The sequence below is a fragment of the Carnobacterium sp. ISL-102 genome, from assembly GCF_018612935.1.
Taxonomy (GTDB): domain Bacteria; phylum Bacillota; class Bacilli; order Lactobacillales; family Carnobacteriaceae; genus Carnobacterium_B; species Carnobacterium_B alterfunditum.
The window spans coordinates 1-18,967 of sequence record NZ_JAGGRF010000042.1 but is presented as its reverse complement, the minus strand read 5'-3'; the positions used below and the strand labels follow the sequence as shown (position 1 = coordinate 18,967).

At 37.0% G+C, this 18,967-nt stretch carries 13 protein-coding genes; all 13 read left to right on the top strand.

The window, feature by feature from the left end; genetic code table 11:
* Window positions 1-232 precede the first annotated feature (232 nt).
* On the top strand, window positions 233-664 hold the full coding sequence (locus J7E16_RS10620) for a Fur family transcriptional regulator (RefSeq protein ID WP_214891565.1): 432 nt from the start codon (window positions 233-235) through the stop codon (window positions 662-664).
* A 365-nt stretch (window positions 665-1,029) separates the two neighbouring features.
* A complete protein-coding gene (locus J7E16_RS10615) occupies window positions 1,030-1,983 on the top strand; it encodes a LacI family DNA-binding transcriptional regulator (protein WP_214891563.1) in 954 nt (317 codons plus the stop codon).
* A gap of 297 nt (window positions 1,984-2,280) precedes the next feature.
* Window positions 2,281-3,987 (top strand): glycoside hydrolase family 13 protein, encoded by a 1,707-nt coding sequence (locus J7E16_RS10610; RefSeq protein WP_214891561.1) that lies wholly within the window; start codon window positions 2,281-2,283, stop codon window positions 3,985-3,987.
* 122 nt (window positions 3,988-4,109) lie between these two features.
* Complete coding sequence (locus J7E16_RS10605) at window positions 4,110-5,798, top strand: alpha-glucosidase (protein ID WP_214891559.1); 1,689 nt, start codon at window positions 4,110-4,112, stop codon at window positions 5,796-5,798.
* Between the two features lie 57 nt (window positions 5,799-5,855).
* Entirely contained in the window at window positions 5,856-7,637 is a 1,782-nt protein-coding gene (locus J7E16_RS10600; protein ID WP_214891557.1) for a glycoside hydrolase family 13 protein, read from the top strand.
* Between the two features lie 224 nt (window positions 7,638-7,861).
* Window positions 7,862-9,142, top strand: coding sequence for an extracellular solute-binding protein (locus J7E16_RS10595; protein ID WP_214891581.1), 1,281 nt, complete (start codon window positions 7,862-7,864; stop codon window positions 9,140-9,142).
* Between the two features lie 207 nt (window positions 9,143-9,349).
* Window positions 9,350-10,633, top strand: a complete 1,284-nt coding sequence (locus tag J7E16_RS10590) for an extracellular solute-binding protein (protein WP_214891555.1) — start codon at window positions 9,350-9,352, stop codon at window positions 10,631-10,633.
* A gap of 84 nt (window positions 10,634-10,717) precedes the next feature.
* Window positions 10,718-12,028: a sugar ABC transporter permease gene (locus J7E16_RS10585; RefSeq protein WP_034545159.1), complete on the top strand. Its 1,311-nt coding sequence runs from the start codon at window positions 10,718-10,720 to the stop codon at window positions 12,026-12,028.
* A 1-nt stretch (window position 12,029) separates the two neighbouring features.
* The gene (locus tag J7E16_RS10580) at window positions 12,030-12,881 is read left to right on the top strand and encodes a sugar ABC transporter permease (protein ID WP_214891553.1); all 852 of its coding nucleotides are present in this window, start codon (window positions 12,030-12,032) and stop codon (window positions 12,879-12,881) included.
* Between the two features lie 35 nt (window positions 12,882-12,916).
* The gene (locus tag J7E16_RS10575) at window positions 12,917-13,777 is read left to right on the top strand and encodes a DUF1189 domain-containing protein (protein WP_214891551.1); all 861 of its coding nucleotides are present in this window, start codon (window positions 12,917-12,919) and stop codon (window positions 13,775-13,777) included.
* Complete coding sequence (gene mdxK, locus J7E16_RS10570; RefSeq protein ID WP_214891549.1) at window positions 13,770-16,043, top strand: maltose phosphorylase MdxK; 2,274 nt, start codon at window positions 13,770-13,772, stop codon at window positions 16,041-16,043. The genes J7E16_RS10575 and mdxK overlap by 8 nt, the downstream gene beginning before the upstream one ends.
* A gap of 116 nt (window positions 16,044-16,159) precedes the next feature.
* Window positions 16,160-16,819, top strand: coding sequence for a beta-phosphoglucomutase (gene pgmB / locus J7E16_RS10565; protein ID WP_214891547.1), 660 nt, complete (start codon window positions 16,160-16,162; stop codon window positions 16,817-16,819).
* 12 nt (window positions 16,820-16,831) lie between these two features.
* Window positions 16,832-18,460 (top strand): glycoside hydrolase family 13 protein, encoded by a 1,629-nt coding sequence (locus tag J7E16_RS10560; protein ID WP_214891546.1) that lies wholly within the window; start codon window positions 16,832-16,834, stop codon window positions 18,458-18,460.
* Window positions 18,461-18,967 lie beyond the last annotated feature (507 nt).

Below are 18,967 nucleotides of genomic sequence, written 5' to 3'. Positions count from 1 at the left end.
AAATAATTGCCTCCTTAAAAGTAAAATCATATCTATTGTAAATCTCTTAACTTAGAAGTGCAATCTTTCTACTAATTAAAGCACTAACTATCAGTTGCAAAGTTGAGCTAGAAAAGTTATTATTAGAGTATAGAACACTTATTACAATATGATAATCACTATCAAATGATAACGGTAAATTTTGAATCTACCGACATAAATTTTTATTATGCGATTTGAAAGGAGGAGTATTATGTCTTCAAATCATTTAGTTACCCAATCGATTGAGAAATTAAAGCGAGCTCATATTCGTATTACACCGCAACGTCATGGGATATTAGAATATTTAATTGAAAATCATAACCACCCTACTGCTGATGAAATATATCAAGCTCTCGCAGAACAATTCCCTACTATGAGTGCCGCAACTGTTTATAATAATTTACGGTTATTTACTAAAATTGGTTTTGTAGTTGAAATGAACTACGGAGATGCTTCAAGTCGATTTGATTTCACCTCAACCCAACATTACCACGCTATTTGTGAAGTTTGTGGAAGAATTGAAGATCTGTATTATCCAGGTTTAGAAGATATCGGTGAAGTAACAACTAACTTGACTGGTTTTAAAGTGAAACGACATCGTTTAGAAATATACGGTACCTGTCCTGAATGTCAACTGAAATAAGAGAAAGCAGCAAAAAATTAAATGCTGAAGATTAATGCACAGATCTAAATAAGCAGATGCAGTGGGGATATTTGCCCTAGCTGCATCTGCTTATTTTACTTAGCCTTTTAGAAAGTGTTCCAAAAAGATCAATCTGACAAATTTGCTCCTATATAAGAGTGAAGCAAGAAAAAAAGCATGCCACTATAAAAATAATGAAAAGATAAAATTGTTGTTAAATCAAGTGAGCCCCTAAAATTAGAAAGAATGTTGACACAAAAAAAGATTCTCTATACTATTAGTAGGATAGTAAAACATTTCGTGTATAAGAGAGCATGTATTTATAAGGCAGCTAGAAAATTGAGATAAGAGAAAGGAGACAGTGCATGACAACGCTTAACGATGTCGCAAAAAAAGCAAATGTGTCCAAAATGACTGTGTCCAGAGTAATCAATCATCCTGAACAAGTGACAGATGAATTAAAAGAACTGGTATTTGAAGCAATGGAAGAACTAAAATATCGGCCAAATGTTGCAGCAAAAGCATTGGTCAGTAATCGCACTCAAATCATTAAACTATTTATTCTTGAAGAAATGGATACAACTGAACCGTATTACATGAATTTATTGATGGGTATCGCACGTGAATTAGACAATCGGCATTATTCTTTGCAGCTGGTAACTAAAAATAACTTCGATATTGGGGCATGCGATGGGTATATTATTTGTGGCATGCGTGAAAACGACTATGAATGGATAAGTCGCGCGACAAAACCGGTAGTATTATTTGGAGAAAATCGACATGGGTATGACTTTGTGGATTCAAATAATAAAGAAGGCGTAGCGAAGGCAACACAATATGGGATCGATTTAGGCTATGAAAATATTATTTTCATTGGGATCGATGTAAAAGAATCTTTCGAGTATTCAAGAGAAAACGGTTATATAACAACGATTCAAAAAAACAAGCTAAAACCAGAAATCCACCGTTTTGAAAATCGTTCGCGTTATGCTGCAGATTTTATTAAAGAAAATTGGGCCAAATTTAAAACCAATACGCTCTTTATTTGCAGTTCAGACCGGTTAGCAATCGGGATCCAAAGAGGGATCATTAATATGGAAGGAACTGTTCCTTCTGATTTTGGAATTATTGGCTATGATGGTGTATTTTTAGACCAAATTGCTTTTCCACAACTAACAACTGTGAAACAACCGGTTGTTCAAATGGGAGAAGCCTGTGCTAAAATGGTGTTGAATAAGATCGAGCAAAAGAATGCCCCACAAGGTGAACTGTTTTTCACTCCTGAACTGATCATCAGAGGGACAACAACGCAACAATAAGCATTATAGCAAGCACTTTTTTGGAAAAATCAGGCTAGCTGTTAAAAAAATACCATTGATCAAGTAGCGACCCCCAAAAGTTAGCGTTAAGTCTAACCATTTAGGGGTTATTTTTTTATAGCAAAATAAGTGGGAGTCTCTTTGGGGGAAGTTTGTTTTTTTATGGGACAATTAACTTTTAATGTGTGCCTTGTTTTAGCTGAAAGGTAAACGATAATCAGAAAAGTGGCAATTTTTTCAAGGTTTACATACAATAATGATAACTAGCGATAAAAAAAGTATAAAGGAGCGATAACGATGGAAGAACAGGATTGGTGGAAAAAAGCGATCGTTTATCAAGTTTACCCAAGAAGTTTCAAAGATACGACTGGGGACGGCACTGGAGATCTCAAGGGGGTCATTTCGCGGTTAGATTACATCCAACAATTAGGTGCTACAGCTATTTGGCTCAACCCGATCTTCGCTTCACCGCAAGTGGATAATGGGTATGATGTATCGGATTATTATGCGATCGATCCAATTTTTGGAACAATAGATGATGCAGTGAAGTTGATTGAAGAAGCTCATAAGCGCAACTTAAAAGTTATTTTTGATTTCGTTGTGAATCATACGTCTGACCAACATCTTTGGTTTCAAGAAGCACTAAAAGGTCCAGAAAATCCTTATCGTGATTTCTATATTTGGGAAAATCCAAAAAAAGGAGGTCATCTACCCAATAACTGGGTCGCCGTTTTTGGCGGTTCTGTTTGGGAGAAGGAGCCAGTTGGAAACCAATATTATTTTCATTTGTTCAAAAAAGAAATGCCGGATTTAAATTGGGATAATCCAGAAGTTGAAAAAGCTATGTTGGATATTGGAAAATTTTGGATGGATCATGGTGTAGATGGATTTCGCTTAGATGCATTTATTCATATGGATAAAGTAGATGACTTTCAGATAATCGAAATGGAAGAAGGTCGAGAACTGGTTTCTGCTCAAAAAATAAATGCTTTTCTGCCTAATATTAAAAACTATGTTCAAAAATTGACGATGGATCTGCGAAAAGTTAAAAAGGATGTTTTCATTCTAGGAGAAGCTGCTTCAGCGGATGTAGATCTTGCTTTTGAGTATGCCGATCCTGAAAGTAATATGTGTGATGCTGTTGTTTCCTTTCTGATTTTTCCAGAAGATGAGGCAATGAAAGATCCGCGATTGCCGTTCAATATGCAATCAAGTCGATTAGATAGAAAAGCCTTTAAAAAAATCATGAATGACTGGCAAACTAAAATGAATCCAACTGGTGGACCCGTTTTGTACTGGAGCAATCATGACATGCCACGAGCTGTCTCTCGTTTTGGAAATGTAGAACAATACAGAGACAACAGCAGTAAAATGCTGGCTACTTTGATGTATCTTCAACACGGGATACCGTTTATTTACAATGGAGAAGAAATCGGTATGCGTAATTTACAATGTGCAGATCACCATATATTTGATACACCGGGGGCTATTCCTTTTTATCAAAAAGCCAAGCAACTAGGGTACTCTGAAGAACATATCTTGAAAGAATTGAACCACACAGGACGAGATGTAAGTCGAGGAGCTATGCAGTGGGACGCTTCAAGATTTGCTAGTTTTTCAACGATCGAACCATGGAGTGTTGTCAACGTGGAAGCAAAATACAACGTAGCGGATCAACAAAAAGACCCAAACAGTATCTTAGCTTATTACCAAAAAGTTTTATCATTAAAGAAATCGGCCATATTTAGAGAAGGCTCTTTTAAATTAACCGAGACAAAAGATGCATTATACATCTATGAAAGGGAGTTTGAAGGTCAGCGTGCGATCATCTGCTGTAATTTGTCCGATACGGAAGAACACATCCAAGAAGACGGGATCTCAAAAGCTGGTTGGAAGATCATATTGCAAAATGAAGGCAATACCATCGATCAAGATGCAGTCACTTTAGCCCCATACGGAGCCATTGTCTTTATGCATGATACGCAAACAGCGAAGAAATTATGAAAAACGATCACCTCAATGAATTAAGTTGTTACCGGTAACAGTGGAGTTCTGATTGTAAGTGCTTTCTAGATTCTGTAAACTGATAGTTGAAATGGAATTTAGTGAAGACGAGGTGATGGAGTATGGGTACTATTCATGACAAGTGGTGGAAAAATGCAGTTGTGTACCAAATCTACCCAAAAAGTTTTCAGGATACGAATGATGATGGGATCGGTGATTTAAAAGGGATTCTTAAACGGATGGACTACATTCGATCCATTGGGGTAAATATGATTTGGCTTAATCCTGTTTTTGATTCTCCTCAGATCGACAATGGTTACGATGTGGCTAATTATTATGCTATTGATGATAGTTTTGGCACGATGGCGGATATGGAGAAGCTGATCGAAGAAGCCCATAAACGAGGCATTAAAGTCATGATGGATTTTGTATTGAATCACACATCTGATCAGCATCCTTGGTTTCAAGAAGCATTGAAAGGGCCGGACAATTTGTATCGTGATTACTATATTTGGCATGAAGCAGTCCAAGAACGATCAGTGCCAAACAACTGGGGCTCATTTTTTGGCGGTTCAGTTTGGGAAAAAGAACCAAGTAGTGACTCTTTCTATTTTCATTTATTTGCAAAAGAAATGCCGGACCTGAATTGGGAAAATCCTGAAGTGCGGTTAGCAATGGCTGATTGTGCGGAGTTTTGGTTAGACAAAGGAATCGATGCACTGCGGTTGGATGCGTTTATTCATGTCGACAAAGAAGCGGGTTTTCCTGATGGTGACACGGCAAATAAAAATGAAATCGTTTTAGCAGAGAACTATTATGCTAATTTACCAAAAGTAATCGACTACATGAAGGAATTTAGTCAGCGCATCCGTAAAAATCATCCGAATGTTTTTTTAGTTGGAGAAGCGGCGTCAGCGAGTATTGACTTAGCAAAACAATATACAGACCCGATCAATGATGTGTGTGACAGCGTGATAACATTCCGGTACTTTCCAGAAACGGAACAGTTAAAAGATGAACGGCTTCCATTGAACATGCAGCATGGAAAACTAGATTTAAAAAAATTCAAGCAGATAATGGCAGAATGGCAAAAAGAGTTAGCCTCAATCGGTGGACCGGTATTGTATTGGAATAATCATGATATGGCTCGAGCGGTCTCACGCTTTGGTGATGATGAACAGCATCGTGATAATAGCAGTAAAATGCTGGCGACGTTAATGTATTTACAAAAAGGCATTCCTTTTTTATTGAATGGTGAAGAGATAGGTATGAAAAATTTAACGATCGAAACGATTGAAAATTTCTCATTGCCCGGAGCAGATCTTTTTTATCAAACAGCACTGGATCTAGGCCACTCAAAAGAATTTGCTTTGGAACACTTAAATGCACGAAGCAAAGACGTCAGTAGAGGTGTTATGCAGTGGGATAACTCGAAGTTTGCTGGGTTTTCAGCCCATGCTCCATGGAGCGGAGTAAATCGTGAAGAAAAGTATAACGTAATGGACCAAGAAACAGATGCATACAGCATCTTAAACTACTATAGAACGGTACTAGAATTGAAACAAGAAACGGTATTTATAGAAGGTGCGTTTCAATTGGTAGAAACGAGTTTAGAAACCTATTGTTACGAACGTAGCTGGGGATCGGTTAAAGCTTTAGTGTGTTGCAATATGTCGGGAAAAACGCAAGTCGTTTCAATAAAAGAGTTAATAAAAGAGCCATATATAATTAAATTGACTAATGAAGGAAATTCTCTGCAAGAGGGAATAATGACTTTGAGTCCATATGGAGCAATGGTTATTTTGATGTGAAAATGATTTATTAAAAAGTAGAGCTAAAACAAACTAAAGAAATGAGGAAAAATAACAATGGAAACAGCTGCAATTTACCACAGACCGGATAGCGAATACGCTTATTTATATGAAACAAATCAATTTCACGTTCGTTTAAGAACAAAAAAAGGGGATGCCAAGAAAGTCAATTTGATCAGTGGAGATCCTTATACTCATGGTTCACAAAAATGGTACAAAGAAGATAAACCGATGAAATTAGCTGTGAGTACGGATATTCATGATTATTGGGTAATTGAAACTTCTGAAAAAACAAAGCGCATTGCTTATTGTTTCCATGTAGAAGGAACTGATGGGATTGAAGTGCTATACGGAGATCGCGGCGTTTTTCCATTTACGGATAACTACTTAGAAGATGCTAATACCTTTTTTAGAATGCCTTACTTACATGAAATCGATCGAGTGAAAACGCCTGAATGGGTGAAGAAAACGGTCTGGTATCAAATTTTCCCGGAACGGTTTGCTAATGGAGATAAGACTAATGATCCAGCGGGAACATTGCCTTGGGGCAGCAAGAAACATCCTGAACGTGACGATTTTTATGGTGGTGATCTACAAGGTGTGCTTGATCATTTAGATCATCTAGTCGACTTAGGGATCAATGGGATCTACTTTTGTCCATTGTTTAAAGCTAAATCGAATCATAAATACGATACGATCGATTACTACGATATCGATCCTGATTTTGGTGATAAAGAACTCTTTAAAAAAGTTGTGCAAGAAGCACATAAAAGAGGGATCCGTGTCATGTTGGATGCCGTATTCAATCATTTAGGAATGGATTCGATGCAATGGCAAGATGTGCTTGAACATCAAGAGAAATCGCGTTACACAGATTGGTTCCATATCAACCAATTTCCGGTTAAATCACTCGCTGGTTTATCCATGGTAGAATTAGAAAATGTGAGTGAACTAACTTATGATACATTTGCTTTTACAGGTCACATGCCAAAATTGAATACCAGCAATCCTGAAGTCCAAGACTTTTTATTGGATGTTACGACGTACTGGATCAAAGAGTTTGATATTGATGCTTGGCGTCTAGATGTCGCAAATGAAGTAGATCATCATTTTTGGAAGAAATTCAATCAGGCTTCTGTGGCTTTAAAAGAGGATTTTTATATTTTAGGAGAGATCTGGCATTCTTCACAAAGTTGGCTGCAAGGCGATGAATTCCATGCTGTTATGAACTATGCGTATACCGAAACGATCCAAAACTTCTTTATGAAGGAAATCATTTCAGCGAATAAAATGGTTGCTGGGTTAAATGAACAATTGATGTTATACCGTAACCAAACAAACGAAGTCATGTTCAATATGTTAGATTCTCATGATACTGCTCGTTTGCTGACTATCAGTAGAAATAACAAACAATTGGCAAAAGCAGGACTGGCCTTTATGTTTACCCAACACGGATCACCATGTATTTATTATGGAACTGAAATTGGCATGGATGGGTTTAATGACCCCGATTGCCGCAAATGTATGATCTGGGATAAAGAAGAACAAGATAGCGATATGCTTGCTTTCACCAAAAAAATGATCACATTTAGAAAGCATAATCAAGAACTGTTGAGTTATGGAGAGATCGAATGGTTTGATGTTCGAGATGACGAAAAGGTCATCGGATTCAAAAGGAAGTTTGGCTCCGAAGAGCTTGTCTGTTATTTCAATCAAGGAGAGAAAGATTTAGAATTGGACTTAGAACAAAAAACAGAGGTCTTACTCGCTAATTTAGCTGAAACAGACAATAAATCGTTGTTGATTAAACAATATGGTTTTGTTATTTATAAAGGATAAAAGAGAAATGGAACTGGGATCTTTAGCCAGTTCCATTTTTTTGTGTCATTAAAAGAGAATGGTTAAATCTATTCCAAACAACGGGCCCAATAATCACCGAATAAGATTCCTTTAACCAGATTTTGGCCTAATTATTTTATTTTACTTTAACCAAGTGGTGGCGGTTGCGAAAAAATAACAGAAGTTAGATAATGAAATTATATGAAAAGGAGGAGGAAATTATGGTGGAGAAGAAAGATTGGAAGAAAATGGTTTTAGGTTTGGTATCGGTCAGTACGGTATTATTGGCAGCTTGCGGAGGTGGGGAAGAAGCAACGGAAACAGATGCAGAAAAAGCTGCTAAAGATGGGGAGTCTGCAACGTTAAAAATTGATGTTGATCCTCGCTATAGTGAGTATGTAAATGAAATTATTCCAGCTTTTGAAGAAGAACATAGTGTAACGATCGAGATTTCTGAGCGGGACATGTTTGAAGGGATCGAAGCTTTGCCATTAGATGGCCCTGCCGATATCGGTTCAGATATTTTGATTGCTCCTTATGACAGAGTCGGAGTCCTAGGTCAACAAGGACATTTGGCAGAAGTAACGCTACCGGATGATGGACGTTATGACGAATTGGACCAAAGACAAGTTACGCTTGAAGATAAAATTTATGGAGCGCCATTTGTGATCGAATCATTGGTCTTATACTACAATAAAGATTTACTTGAACAAGCACCTGAAACATTTGAAGATTTAGAAAAAGTGTCAGAAGATGACCAATATGCATTTAAAAATGAAGAAGGAACAAATACAGCTTTCTTAGCTAATTGGACAACGGCTTACCAATATATCGGTCTTCTTTCTGGGTATGGCGGATATGTTTTTGGAGAAGATGGAACAGATCCAACGGATATTGGATTGAATTCGCCCAAATCAGTTGAAGGGATCAGTTATATAGCAAATTGGTACCAAGATGTTTGGCCACAAGGTATGTTAGATGCGACAAGTTCAGAAAACTTTATGAATGAGTTATTCACTAGCGGAAAAACCGCTGCTGTAATAAATGGTCCATGGGGAGCAAGCGGTTATGACGATGCGGGTGTAAAATACGGTGTTTCGACCATCCCAACACTGCCGAATGGAGCAGAGTATGAACCTTTTGCTGGCGGAGTTGCATGGGCCGTTAGTAAATACTCAAAGAATCCTGAGTTAGCTCAAGAATGGTTAGACTATGTAACAAATGCCGAAAACAGTGAAACATTATATGAGGTAACTTCAGAAATCCCAGCAAATCAAGAAGCTAGATCCGTTGCTAGCGAATCAGGTAATGAGTTAACAAAAGCGGTCATTGAACAATTTGATTCAGCCGTTCCAATGCCAAATATACCTGAAATGAGTGAAGTTTGGACGGGAGCTGAAACATTGGTTTTTGATGCTGCTTCGGGCAATAAAACGCCTCAACAAGCTGCAGATGATGCTGTTCAACTCATTGAAGAAAATATTGCACAAAAATACCAAAAATAACCGATGGTGAAAAAGAGAGCTACAATCTAAATTTCAACGCTCATTGGTATAGTCGAAAGATTATTTTAGAATCTAAAAAGAACGATTATTATTTTAAAAAAATATCCTGTTACCGGTAACAGAAAGAAAACGTTTGCAGAAAGAGATTTAATAACTGATAATAAGAATGTAATCAAAAAGCTTTTTATATGAGGGGGAAATACAAAGATGAAGAAGACAGCTTGGAAAAAATATGTTTTAGGTTTGGTATCGGCTAGTGCATTAGTACTTGCAGCATGTGGTGGCGGAGAAGATGCAACAGAATCAGGTTCAACAGCCGGTGGCGAAGAAGCAGGAGAAGATACAACATTACAGATTTCGGTTGACAAAGGTTATGTAGAATATGTTGAAGATATCAAAGGTGATTTTGAAGAGGAAAATGGTGTTAAGATCGAAATTACTGAACGAGATATGTTTGAACAATTAGAAGCATTACCTCTTGATGGTCCATCTGGGAATGCACCTGACATTATGATGTCTGCTTATGACCGTATGGGATCTTTAGGACAACAAGGACATATTGCTGAAGTAACATTAGCAAATGACGATCAATATGATGATACAGATAGAGCTCAAGTAACTTTAGATGGAAAAATTTATGGAGCACCTTCAGTAATCGAAACTTTGGTATTGTATTACAATACAGATTTATTAGATGAAGCACCAACAACATTTGCAGATCTAGAAGAATTAGCAAAAGACGATCGATTTGCATTTGAAGGCGAAGAAGGAAAAAACACAGGATTCTTAGCTAAATGGACTGATTTCTACTTCACTTACGGTTTGGTTTCTGGCTACGGCGGATACGTTTTTGGTGAAGATGGAACAGACCCAACAGACATCGGTTTAAACAATGAAGGCGCTGTTGAAGCTATCACATACGCTACTGACTGGTTCCAAAATACATGGCCTCAAGGAATGCAAGATGTAACGAGTTCTGATGCATTCATCACAGATCAATACTTAAATGGTAAAGTCGGCGCATTCATCGGCGGACCATGGCAAGCAGCTAGCTTGAAGGATGCTGGTGTAAGTTATGGTGTTTCTACTATCCCAACTTTGAACAATGGCGAAGCTTATGAAGCATTCGGCGGCGGAAAAGGATGGGTTGTCAGCAACTACTCAGAAGACAAAGATCTTGGCCAAGCTTGGTTAGATTATGTAACAAATACTGAGAACCAAAACAAATTCTATGATACAACAAATGAAGTTCCAGCAAATCAAGATTCACGTGTTTATGCTACCGAAAAAGAAGATGAGTTAACAACTGCTGTAATCAACCAATACAAAGATGCACAACCAATGCCAAACATCCCTGAAATGGCTGAAGTTTGGACTGGCGCTGAAAACATGTTGTTTGATGCAGCATCTGGCAACAAGACACCTCAAGAATCAGCTGATGATTCTGCTAAATTAATTAAAGAATCAATCGAACAAAAATACACAAACTAATTTCCAAAAAAAATGAACAGATTTCGGCAGAGAACGTAGTTGTTCTCTGCCGAAAAATGTTAATAGAAAAGGGAGGAATTAAAAATGTCTTCTCAGACAGAACCTCAAAATATCAAAAATGAAAAAAAAGCGATGCGGTATTCAATCATACCAGGTTTAGGTCAGCTTTATAACGGACAATTATTTAAAGGAATCGTATTTTTAGCTATTTTCGTCGCATTTATTGTCGAGATGATTGTTTTTGGTTTTGATGCATTTAACGGACTAATTACATTAGGAAGCACTCCAGTAGAAGATCATTCATTATTTATTATGATCGAAGGAACACTTCAATTGATCATAACAGTCATTTTCTTAGCTTTTTATGCGTTAAATATCTATGATGCAAAACGCGTGGCGTCCATTTGGAATAGAGGACAAAAAGTTAACGTAACGATTAAAGATGTGATGTGGAATGTATACAATGCAGGTTTTCCTTATCTGCTGATCGTACCGGCATACTTAATGATGGCTTTTACAATTATTTTCCCCGTCTTAGTCACATTATTTATGGCTTTTACAAACTACGATTTTTATCATATTCCTCCAGCAAATTTAATTGACTGGATCGGATTAAAAAACTTCGTGAATATCTTCTTCTTAAGCACATACCGAGATGCATTTACGTCTGTTTTTAGTTGGACAATCATTTGGACATTCAGTGCGACGACACTGCAAATCGTTATTGGGATTTTCACAGCCGTTATTGCCAATCAGTCCTTCATTAAAGGAAAACGTTTCTTTGGTGTTATCTTCTTGCTACCTTGGGCTGTACCAGCATTTATCACAATCCTATCTTTCTCAAATATTTTTAACGATAGTATCGGAGCAATCAACACCCAAGTTATTCCATTAATAAATGAGCTGCCATTTGTTGAAATTGGCCGGATCGCTTGGAAAACAAATGCCTTTTGGTCTAAAGCCGCAATTATCATGATACAAGGGTGGCTAGGGTTCCCTTATATTTACGTTATGACGACGAGTATATTGCAATCTATCCCAGAAGATTTATATGAAGCTGCAAAAATTGATGGAGCTAGTGCATTTCAGCGTTTCAGAGAAATCACGATGCCAATGGTCTTTTTAGTTGCTGCTCCAACTTTTATTACACAATATACACAGAACTTCAATAACTTTTCAATGATCTACCTCTTCAATAATGGTGGACCAGGAAGTGTCGGAGGCGGCGCAGGAGCTACCGATATCTTGATTTCTTGGATCTATAAATTAACGACCGGAACATCGCCTCAATATTCTATGGCAGCTGCCATCACCTTGATTATTTCGGCTTTGGTTATCGTTGTTTCCTTGACAGTCTTCAAGAGAACAAATGCATTTAACATGGAGGATGCATAATATGAAAAATTTAATTGGATCACAAAAAGTAGGTCGTCTGTTTAGTCGCTTTTTCACATATGTGTATTTGATCGTTTTAGCGATCATTATCATCTATCCATTATTGATCACAGCTAGTTCAGCGTTTAAGTCAGGGAACATAACGGCCTTTTCGCTAGATCTAACTTCAGAGTGGACATTGTCTAACTTCACGCGACTATTCCAAGAAACGCTTTATGGAACATGGTATAAAAACACTCTGATCGTAGCCGTATCTACTATGGTCATCCAAGTAGGGCTGGTTACAATTGCAGGTTATGCTTACAGCCGGTATAATTTTTTGGGACGGAAAAAGAGTTTGATGTTTTTCTTAGTGATCCAAATGGTCCCAACTATGGCTGCATTGACTGCCTTTTATGTTATGGCATTGTTGTTAGGGGCCTTAGATCAATTTTGGTTCTTGACGATGTTATATATCGGTGGTGGAATACCCATGAATACATGGTTAATGAAAGGGTACTTTGATACGGTTCCAAAAGACTTAGATGAATCGGCTAAATTAGATGGAGCTGGACATTTTAGAATTTTTTGGCAAATCGTTCTTCCTCTGGTCCGTCCAATGATTGCTGTACAAGCATTATGGGCATTTATGACTCCATTTGGCGACTTTATGCTAGCAAGATTCTTATTGAGAAGTCCGGAAAAAATCACTGTAGCAGTAGGATTGCAAACGTTTATCAGTAATCCGCAAGATCAAAAAGTTGCCTTATTCGCAGCTGGTGCGATTTTGATCGCTGTTCCAATTTCCGTATTGTTCTTCTTACTACAAAAGAACTTTGTTTCTGGTTTAACGAGCGGTGGAACAAAAGGGTAAATGAACACTAATTTTGAAAGAAAAGAAGTGAAACAATGAAAACTGATGCTTTCCCATTAAATTATTTTAAAAGTATTTGGTCTCCAAGACAAATTTTCAAAAATCGTCATCAATTGAACTGGTTTCAAATTTTTATTGTTTTGCTGTTTGTTAACAGTTTATTGATGATTCCCGTATCACTAAATTATACAAAAATGGATACTTTTCCAGTAGAAGATACCTTACCTGATTCTTTTGGTCTGATAGATGAAACGGCTGTTTTGAAATTGCAACAAGGCAAATATGAGAACGGCACTTTAGTGTTGCCGGAATCATTTGTCCTTATATCTGAAAATGGCACTATTAGCGGAATGTTGACCGAAAGTGAGATAGAAGAAACTTTAGCACCTGAAAATGCATTGATATTTCAAGAAAATGAATTCGTGATCAAAGAAGGCAACCAGTCGTTGTCGACCATTCCTTATACAAAAGATTTTGATTTGTCAAAAGTTACGAATACAGCTGAATTAAAGGAAGCTCTTTCTCGCCAATGGTTTATCAAAAATAAAGGATACACTGTAGCGACGTTGATGTTCTTAGTTTTCACTATTACATTGGTCAGTACCCTTTTTCTAACATTTGGTTCAGCAATCTTCTTATATCTGACTAGAAAAAGTCAGTTCTCTTCTATTAATAGCTATAAAGAATCGGTCAACTTATTAACGAATTGTATTGGGTTGCCATCGTTGATTGCATTATTGATCGGATCGATCCAATTCGATATCGTGATTATGTTAATGATCCAATCAGTTGGACTGGTAATCATGTTGCTGTTCGTCTTTTATAAAACAAGATTTAACGACAAAATGAATAAGAACGAAGTGAAAAAGGATTTGGGGGTAAGAGTTCATGATTAAGCGTTTATTTGATGTTGATCCATGGAGAGTCAGCTCAACAAAATTAGATAGAGCAGATAAAAGATTGCAAGAAAGTTTAACCGCCATCGGGAACGGGTACATGGGTATGCGGGGAAACTTTGAAGAAGGGTATTCTGGTGATTCGCATTTAGGGACTTACTTGGCTGGGGTCTGGTATCCTGATAAAACGAGAGTTGGTTGGTGGAAAAACGGTTATCCAGAATATTTTGGAAAAGTGATCAACGCCACGAATTTTATTCCTATCGAAATAACGGTAAATGACCATAAAGTTGATTTAGCTATTGATGAAGTGAAAGATTATAAAATCGACTTAGATATGAAAAAAGGTATTTTAAATCGTTCATATACTTGGGTCAAAGGAGAAATCGAGGTTCGATTCACCTTTAAACGCTTTGTTAGTGCAGCATTAAAAGAATTAGCAGTCATTGAAGTGACCGGTGAGGTATTAAAGGGTTCAGCAACAATCGTATTCAGTCCCAAAATGGATGGAAATGTGGTAAATGAAGACAGTAATTATGAAGAAAATTTCTGGTTGGAAATGAACCGCGTTTCAGGTGAAAAAAGCAGTTTGACTACTAAAACGATTGAAAATCCTTTTGGGGTAGAACAATTTACGGTAACAACCATGATGGAAACTGTGATGGAAAATTATGAAGAGAGAACATTCTCTGAAGGATTTATGTTAGTTGAAGAAAATATTACCTATACATTAGCTGTTGGTGAAAAAGCCAAAGTGACTAAATTTGTCAGTGTGCTTACAAGTCGTGATGTGCAACCTGAAGATCAGCTAACGAAAGCTGCTGAAATTTTAGATCAAGCTATTGCCTTGGGTGAAGAAGAGCTAGAAGCGCAACACGTTGCCGCTTGGCAAGAACGTTGGCATAAAGCAGATGTAGTGATCGAAGGAGATGCAGAAAGCCAACAAGGAATCCGTTTCAATATATTCCAATTATTTTCTACTTACTATGGAGAAGACAACCGTTTGAATGTCGGTCCAAAAGGTTTTACTGGTGAAAAGTATGGTGGAGCAACTTACTGGGACACAGAAGCGTTTATTTTACCTATGTATTTAGCGGTAGCTGATGAAACAGTCTCAGAACAATTATTGACATACCGTCATAATCAACTTTCAGGTGCTTTTCATAATGCTAAACAACAAGGGTTGCAAGGTGCTTTGTATCCAATGGTAACTTTTAATGGGATCGAAAGCCATAATGAATGGGAAATTACATTTGAAGAGATCCACCGCAATAGTACGATCGCTTATGCTATATACAATTACACGAATTATACTGGCGATGAATCTTTTTTAAAAACCAAAGGTATCGAGATGTTAGTTTCTATTTCACGTTTCTGGGCTGATCGTGTGCATTATTCTAAACGCAATGAATGCTACATGATCCATGGAGTCACTGGTCCAAATGAATATGAGAATAATATCAATAATAACTGGTACACAAATACGATGGCTGCTTGGACGTTACGTTACACGTTGGGAAGCTTGGATAAAGGTTCTTCTGCAATAATGAATGAACTGGATGTTACCGCTGAAGAAAAGGCTAAATGGACAGATATCGTTCAAAAAATGTATTACCCTCGTGATGAAGAATTAAATGTTTTTGTCCAACATGATACTTTTTTAGATAAAGAATTGCTTACCACAAATGATCTTGACCCATCTGAAAGACCGATCAACCAACATTGGTCATGGGACAAAATTTTACGTTCTTGCTTCATCAAACAAGCAGATGTTTTACAAGGTATTTATTATTTGAATAATGAATACACTATAGAAGAAAAAGAAGCAAATTATAATTTTTATGAGCCAATGACGGTCCATGAATCATCTCTTTCAGCTTCTATCCATGCTATATTAGCAGCAGAACTAGGCAAGACAGAAAAAGCAGTCGAGTTTTATTCGCGTACTGCTCGCTTAGATTTAGACAACTACAACAACGATACGGAAGATGGATTGCACATCACTTCTATGAGCGGTGGTTGGCTAGCTATTGTTCAAGGATTTGCAGGCATGCGTACTTTTGACAATAAATTATCATTTAAACCCTTTTGTCCAAAGAATTGGACAGGATACAACTTCATGATCAAGTATCGTAAACGCTTGTTGCATATCTCAGTGACGCAGGAATCTGTGAGTGTTCGGTTAGAAGAAGGCGAAGCAATCAACCTTACTTTATTTGATCAAGAAATGCTGTTGACGGATGAAGTTAAAAGTCAGCTTCAGTAATTACAGGCAATCGAATGATAAAAAGATGGATTTAAACAGACTATCAATAGGAAGCTATCAAATCGATAAATTCATTTGATAGCTTTTACTATTTGAAAAAAAGGGGCAGATAGAACATGATCAAAGGGTTTATTTTTGATTTAGATGGCGTAATAACGGATACTGCTGAATATCATTATCAAGCATGGAAAAGACTTGCGGATAAATTAAAGATTTCGCTTGATCGTGAGATGAACGAACAGTTAAAAGGGATCAGTCGAATGGATTCACTTGACCGTATCTTAGCTCTAGGAAATCAGATAGAAAGTTACTCTGTTGAAGAAAAAGAACGATTAGCAGATGAAAAGAATGAAGACTATAAAAAATTGATCTTAGATGTTACGCCAGCTGATTTATTGCCTGGGATAAGCGATCTATTGGCAGATCTAAAAGCGGCAGGTATTCGCTTAGCGCTGGCTTCAGCTAGCAAAAACGGGCCCGTAATAATGGAGAAACTTGGCATTGCTGATTTATTTGATGCGGTCGTCGATCCTGCAGGATTAGAAAATGGAAAACCAGATCCAGAAATTTTTATTAAAGGAGCCGAACAGTTGCATTTAAAACCAGCTGAATGTGTTGGAGTCGAAGACGCTCAAGCTGGTATAGAAGCAATCAATGCAGCCGGGATCTTTTCTGTTGGTGTAGGGACAAAAGAAGCAATGGAAAAAGCTGATTATGCAGCAGCAGATACTAGTAAATTAAAATTAACGGATATTCTAGAAAGAGCAAATAGCTGAGGAGTGGTTAGAGTGCAAAAAAAATGGTGGCATAGTTCGGTTATATACCAAATTTATCCTAGAAGTTTTCAAGATAGCGATGGAGACGGTATTGGAGATATCCAAGGCATTATTCAACGATTGAGCCATTTAGCAGAGTTAGGAATCGATGCCATTTGGTTGAGTCCGGTCTATCGATCTCCTAATGATGATAATGGGTATGATATTAGTGATTATCAAGCGATCTCACCAGACTTTGGAACGATGGATGATATGGATATGTTGATTCAAAAAGCTAAGGAATTGGGAATTCGTATCCTTATGGACCTTGTCGTGAATCACACATCTGATGAACATGCTTGGTTTATCGAATCTCGAAAGAGTAAAGACAACGAGTACAGAGACTACTATATTTGGCGTGATGGAAAAAATAATGAAGCACCTAATGAATTGACATCTATATTTAGCGGATCGGCTTGGGAATTAGATGAGCAAACCAATCAATATTATCTACACTTATATAGTAAAAAACAACCTGATTTAAATTGGGAGAATCCAAAAGTCCGCAATGAAATTTGGCAGATGATGAATTTTTGGCTAGATAAAGGTATTGGCGGTTTTAGAATGGATGTTATCGACCTGATTGGAAAAGTTCCGGATGAGCTGATTACTGGAAACGGTCCAATGCTGCATACCTACCTTCAAGAAATGCATCAAAAAACTTTTGGCAAGCGTGATGTCTTAACAGTAGGTGAGACTTGGGGAGTAACGACTGACGATGCAAAATTATTTTCCTCACCTGAACGCGATGAACTGTCAATGGTATTCCAATTTGAACATATTGGTCTCGATGAACAACCCGGCAAGCCTAAATGGGATACAAAGCCCTTAAACTTTATCGCTTTAAAGCAAGTATTTACTAAATGGCAGTTAGCATTAGATGGAGATGGCTGGAATAGTTTATTTTGGAACAATCATGATATTCCCAGGATCGTATCTAATTGGGGCGATGATAGCCCGCAATACCGTAAAGTATCTGCCAAGATGTTCGCAACGTTTTTGCATTTTCTAAAGGGGACGCCATACATCTATCAAGGCGAAGAAATCGGGCTGACAAATACACCGATTGCTTCAATTGAAGAAGTCAATGATATAGAGAGTATCAATATGTATAATGAACGACTTCAGCAAGGATATAGTAAAAAAGAGATCATTCAAGCCATCAATAAAAAAGGTCGAGACAATGCTAGACGCCCTATTCCTTGGGATGGATCTTTAAATGGAGGATTTACAACAGGGACACCTTGGCTGGCTCTTAATCCTAACTATAAAGAATTGAATGTGAAAAATGACCAAGAAGACGATGAATCTGTTTTTAACTACTATAAAACCTTGATTCGTTTAAGGAAAGAGAACGAACTCATTGTATGGGGCGAGTATAAGGAACTGTTGCCAAATGATCCGCAGCTGTTTGTTTATGAACGCAGTTATAAAGGCGAAACATGGCTAGTTATTATTAATTTCTATCAAGAACCAACTTTTTATAAAGATGAGGATAGAAAAGTAGACACGATCATTATCAGTAATTACGAAGATAGCAGTGAAAAAATAGACGATTTAACATTACGTGCATTTGAATCGATCGTTTATAAATTAAAATGAATTTCATGAAATAATAAAAATGCGAACAAAAACCTTTTTTTATTTGCGATAGTTCTGGAGTGAAAGGTGTTTTGAATATATATTCGTCTTTTCTCTCTAGGCAAATAAATAAATGTTCGCCTTTTTTTTTTTTTTGTAAAAAATGTGTAAAATATGGTTGACCATAGGGAACAGACTTGTTATAGTAATTGATGTCGTAAGCAGTTAAATACTAGCGATACCAAAATATTTCATATTATTAAAAAACATTTTTTGATTGACAACGCTATGTAAATCATGGTAATCTAATAAATGTCGTTAAACAGATTCATATTTTTATTTTGAATAAATATTCAAAATAAAAATTAAAAAGCTTGACGAAACGAAAAAAATGTTGTAATATTTAGAAGTTGTCACAAACAGACAACACGCTTTAGACCTTTGAAAACTAAACAAAGTAAGATGAAATAAATGTGAGGGTGACTTAGCAGTGCTAAGTCAACAGTAACAAAATTAGTGAATAATTAT